General features: G+C 63.5%; 5 protein-coding genes. All 5 read right to left on the reverse strand.

What is annotated here, in order from left to right; all coding sequences use genetic code 11:
* Positions 1–152: 152 nt before the first annotated feature.
* The 5 genes from ABYV89_RS14985 to ABYV89_RS15005 all read right to left on the reverse strand — a co-directional run bounded on the left by ABYV89_RS14985 (position 153) and on the right by ABYV89_RS15005 (position 4,057).
* Positions 153–1,625, reverse strand: a complete 1,473-nt coding sequence (locus ABYV89_RS14985) for an OmpA family protein (protein WP_432823740.1) — start codon at positions 1,623–1,625, stop codon at positions 153–155.
* A 116-nt stretch (positions 1,626–1,741) separates the two neighbouring features.
* Positions 1,742–2,617 carry a 4Fe-4S ferredoxin gene (locus tag ABYV89_RS14990; protein ID WP_432823741.1) on the reverse strand — a complete coding sequence of 292 codons (876 nt, stop codon included), beginning with the start codon at positions 2,615–2,617 and terminating at the stop codon, positions 1,742–1,744.
* Between the two features lie 27 nt (positions 2,618–2,644).
* Entirely contained in the window at positions 2,645–2,866 is a 222-nt protein-coding gene (locus tag ABYV89_RS14995; RefSeq protein ID WP_432823742.1) for a DUF3820 family protein, read from the reverse strand.
* Positions 2,867–2,870: 4 nt separating this feature from the next.
* Positions 2,871–3,791 (reverse strand): tRNA dihydrouridine synthase, encoded by a 921-nt coding sequence (locus ABYV89_RS15000; protein ID WP_432823744.1) that lies wholly within the window; start codon positions 3,789–3,791, stop codon positions 2,871–2,873.
* A gap of 41 nt (positions 3,792–3,832) precedes the next feature.
* Positions 3,833–4,057: a hypothetical protein gene (locus tag ABYV89_RS15005; RefSeq protein ID WP_432823743.1), complete on the reverse strand. Its 225-nt coding sequence runs from the start codon at positions 4,055–4,057 to the stop codon at positions 3,833–3,835.
* Between the last annotated feature and the right edge of the window lie 43 nt (positions 4,058–4,100).

The following is a 4,100-nucleotide window of genomic DNA, read 5'->3' on the forward strand; positions in this document are numbered from 1 at the left end:
AGAGCCATCTGGAGAAGCCGCTGCGCATGCAGGGGTGTCCGACCTGCAGCCGCCCGACGGAACCTCCTATCTAAATCACAACGCAGAACGGCCGTTTCCATGCTGGAAACGGCCGTTCTGCCTTCTGCCTTCTGCCTTCTGCCTTCTGTCTTCTACCTGCTCGCATCCCGCGGCGTGATAACCAGGTCGATCCGCCGGTTGACCGCCCGCCCCTCGGGGGTCTGATTCGAAGCGAGAGGCTTGGCCGAGCCGAACCCGACGGCTTTAAGTTTTTCCGCCGGCAGGGTCCGGTTCGCCACCAGGTACTGGCGGACCGCCGAGGCCCGGCGCTGCGACAGCTCGAGGTTGGCCGCCTCCAGACCGGTGCTGTCCGAATGGCCTTCGACCACCACGTCGGGCTGGGCAAAGACGCCGATCGCCTGCTGCACCTTGCTCAGCAGAGCGTAGTTCTCCGGCATGATGACTTCCTGGCCGACCGGAAACTGGATGGTCTTGAGACGGATCACCAGGTTGTTGCCCTGCTTGTAGACCTCGGCTTCGCCGGGGGAAAAGTAGCTCTGCACCTCGTTGAACAACGACTGGAAGCGGCGTTCGGCGTCAAGCCGCTCCTTTTCGCTCTGGTCTTCCAGCGACCGGCCTTCGAGCTCGGCGATTTTCGCCTGCAGCTCTTCGACTTCGGCCCCCTTCTCCTCCAACTGGGCAGCCAGCGCCTCGTGATTTTCCTGCCAGGTCGAAATCACCCCCAGGATGCTGGCCGCCTGCACGTCGAAATCTTCGTCCCGGCGATCGGGAGAGGCCAGCCCCTCGGCAGCCCGGACCAGGTAGCCCTCCATCCAGAGCGTGGCCTGCTCGGGAGTCATGGTCTTGAGTTTTTCGCTCTGCTCCAGCACCCGGTTGAGCCGGCGGGCCTGAAACAGGCTCTGGCGGGAATGCTCGGCGATTTTCTCCTTCTGGTAACGGTTCTGGGTGATATAGGCATCGGCCGAGTCCAGCCGGTTGCGGGCCTGGGTCCAAGTCGTCGGCACCAGCCTTTGGGCGTTCTGCTTTTCGGCCCGGGCAATCAGCTCCCGTGCTTCGTTAAGCGCCCGATCCTTGATCGCCCGCAGCTCGAGCTGATCGTAGGTGCGGGCCACCTTCACCTCATTCTTCTGCGCCCAGCGCAGGTTGTCATCCTCGATCGCCCGGGTCAGCTTGAGGAAATCCTCCTCGGCATCCTGGTAATCTTCGCCGAGGCTCTCGGCGCCGGCCTGGCGGGCGAGTTCGCGAGCCTTGATCGCGCTGCCAAGGGCACTGTTGGCAATCTGCGCCGACTCCTCGGCCAACTGCAGGTGGGCCCGGGCCGACGACATTTTCAACAGGATGACCGACAGTTCGGACTCGCGATTCATCCCTTCGCGGGCCTCGTTGTAAAATGAGGTCACCTTGGCAAAGCGCGTGGGTGCCATGACGTCCAGGTTGTTCCGGCGAGCGGCCTCAATATCCTTTTCGAGATTGGACAGCTGCTCGACAGGATTTTTTTCGCTGACCGGGATTTTCTTCCCTTGCGGCCCGGAGGCGCAACCACCGGCCAGAAACAGAACTGTAACAAGCAGGACGAGAACACCGCTTCCTCTTGCCATCAACATCGTCTGAACCCTTTCTGAATACGAACAACACGCATCATTGGTGCGAAACAATACAGGCAGTAATCAAACACCGGCAAATTGTACACGAATTTGAAAAAATTTCCTCATTGAATCGTTCAATCATTTCGCAAGGCCGCAGGAATTCCCGTTTCGCAGGGAATTTTCACCTGGCACAGGCCGCAGGGAGTGACCTCCACCCCCAGGGCCGCCTTGGCATGGGCCGCCGTCACTTCGCGGATATAGGCGTGGCACCTATGCTTGTCGTGACCGGCCTCGCTGATGGCATCGACCGGACAGCGCCGGACACAGGCCCGACAGGTGCCGCGGGCATAATACAGGCACCAGGCCTGGTGCGAGCTGTACGGCCGCGGCGTCGCCGGCAGGCTCACCCGGGCGACCACCGAACCGCAGCGCATGGCCTTGCCGACCGGGGTGATCAAACCGTCGCTGAGACCAAAGGTGCCGAGGCCGGAAGCGAAAGCGACGTGCCGCTCCGACCAGTTGGAGGCGAGCCAGAAACGTTCGGAAACCTGGTAGGCAAAGCCGGGGAGCAGGGCCGGTGCCACCGCCGGGATGCCGACCTGCCCCAGGGCATCGACCAGGTGACGGCGAAGCACCTCGTTGAAGGCTTCGCCGAAATGGCGGGAACGGCACCAGCGCTCGGCGGGGAGTTGCGTCTCGGCGCGCTGGTCGGCCAGGGTCGCCGCCGTCTGCGGCAGAATCCAGCTGATTACGGTCAACTCGGCGGCGGCCGCACGAACATCGGGATAACCGAGGGCGAAAGCTTCTTCAGGCGTCCAGAGAAACGGGCCGATGTCGGCCTTGAAGCGCGGGTAGTAGGCATCATCCCCCTGGGAAAAGCCGACCAGCGGCGTCCCCCAGGCCGGCTCGCCGCCGTTGCCGGTCAGTGAATTGGCCGGCGATGTCGCGCAGAATTCCGTAACCGCCTGGGCGATCCAGGCTGGCAAATGGCTAGCGGGGATACGGGACACGGGCCACCTCCTTGGCTGCGGAAAAATTCAGCGCAGCGGGTCAAACAGGTATTCGAGGCCGTTGACCTTGATCTCGTGAACCGCCTGCAGCAGGCGACCGAGCTTGCCTTCGGGAAACCCTTTGCCGGCAAACCAGACCACGTAGGGTTCGGGAAGATCGATCAGGCGCCAGCCCTCGTACTTGCCGAAGGGCATGCGGGCCGCGGCCAGCTCGAGCAGGGCCTCGGGTTTCATGATAACCGTTTCCATAGCCTCATTCCAGTCCTGAAACCAGGGAACAGAAACGCTCCAGGGTGCGGGACTTTTTCAGTTCACTCCGCCAGGGGGCGAAATCGGGATCGTCCATCGGCGCCAGCACCCCCTTGAGCTTGGCCAGCACCTGGGTGTCGCCGCAAAAGAGTTGCCGGTAACGCTCGCTGAGTTCCCCCAGGTAGCGGCGCAGCATCGCCGCCCGCTCCCGCCGGTTCGGCTCGGCGCCGGCCCGCCCCCGCAGCCGTTCGAACAGCAAGGGGTCGGCGATCGCCCCCCGGCCCAGCATCAGGCCGGCGGCCCCGGTCTGCTCCAGCACCCGGCGGCCGTCGGCGGCGGTGCGGATATCTCCGTTGGCGATCACCGGCAGGGCCGTTGCGCGAACCACTTCGGCGGTAATGGCGTGATCGGCCAGCCCAGCGTATTCCTGCAGCACGGTGCGTGGGTGCAGGACCAGGAAATCGACCCCGGCCCGCTCGAACAGCGGCAGCAGCGAAAAAACCTGGCGCAGGTCGTCGTAACCGGCGCGCAGCTTGATGGAAAAGGTGCCGGCGACAGCCTGGCGCAGGGCCGGGATCAGTTCGTCGAGAAGTTCGGGGCGGCGCAACATGCCGCCGCCGGTCAGCCCGGAAGTCATCCGCCCGTAAGGGCAGCCCATGTTCAGGTTGAGATGCCTGGCGCCGGCGGCCTGGGCATCGCTGGCCGCAGCCACCAGGGCCTCGCAGCCGTGCCCGATCAGCTGAACCACCAGGGGAATACCCTGCTGTTCGGCGCCGATTTCCCGCAGGTCGGAGGGGGACAGGCGCCTCTTGGTTGAAGCCGCGTGCACCCGCATGAACTCGGTGAAGAGCAGGTCGGGATGCACCCAGTCGGCGAACAGGCCGCGCATGGCCCGGTTGGTCAGCCCTTGCATCGGCGCCAGCATCAGCGGCAGCTCTCCCGCCGCCCAGGGGAGAGTCACCCCGCTCACCTGCCGGCATCCTTTCTGCGGGTGGCCTTGGAACAATAGAGCATCTTGTCGGCCGCTTTGAGCGGCATGAGGATATCGAAAATCGAGCTGATTTCGATCAGCAGCAGCTCGAAGAAGTCGCGAAAGTTGAGAACCGACAGAATCCGGCTTTCGACCTCGTGGAACTTGCGCGCCAAGTCTTCGTTTTCGCGGAATCGCTCGATCAGGGTCAGGTTATCCATAGGATCCGTTCATCGGGAGAGGGTCAACATTCAGTTCAGCAAT

The organism is Trichloromonas sp., assembly GCF_041583255.1.
Taxonomy (GTDB): Bacteria; Desulfobacterota; Desulfuromonadia; order Desulfuromonadales; family Trichloromonadaceae; genus Trichloromonas.

Coding starts and splice junctions, on each gene's coding strand:
- ABYV89_RS14985 (WP_432823740.1), bottom strand. CDS start 1,625: ATGTTGATGGCAAGAGGAAGCGGTGTTCTCGTCCTGCTTGTTACAGTT.
- ABYV89_RS15005 (WP_432823743.1), bottom strand. CDS start 4,057: ATGGATAACCTGACCCTGATCGAGCGATTCCGCGAAAACGAAGACTTG.
- ABYV89_RS15000 (WP_432823744.1), bottom strand. CDS start 3,791: ATGCTGGCGCCGATGCAAGGGCTGACCAACCGGGCCATGCGCGGCCTG.
- ABYV89_RS14995 (WP_432823742.1), bottom strand. CDS start 2,866: ATGGAAACGGTTATCATGAAACCCGAGGCCCTGCTCGAGCTGGCCGCG.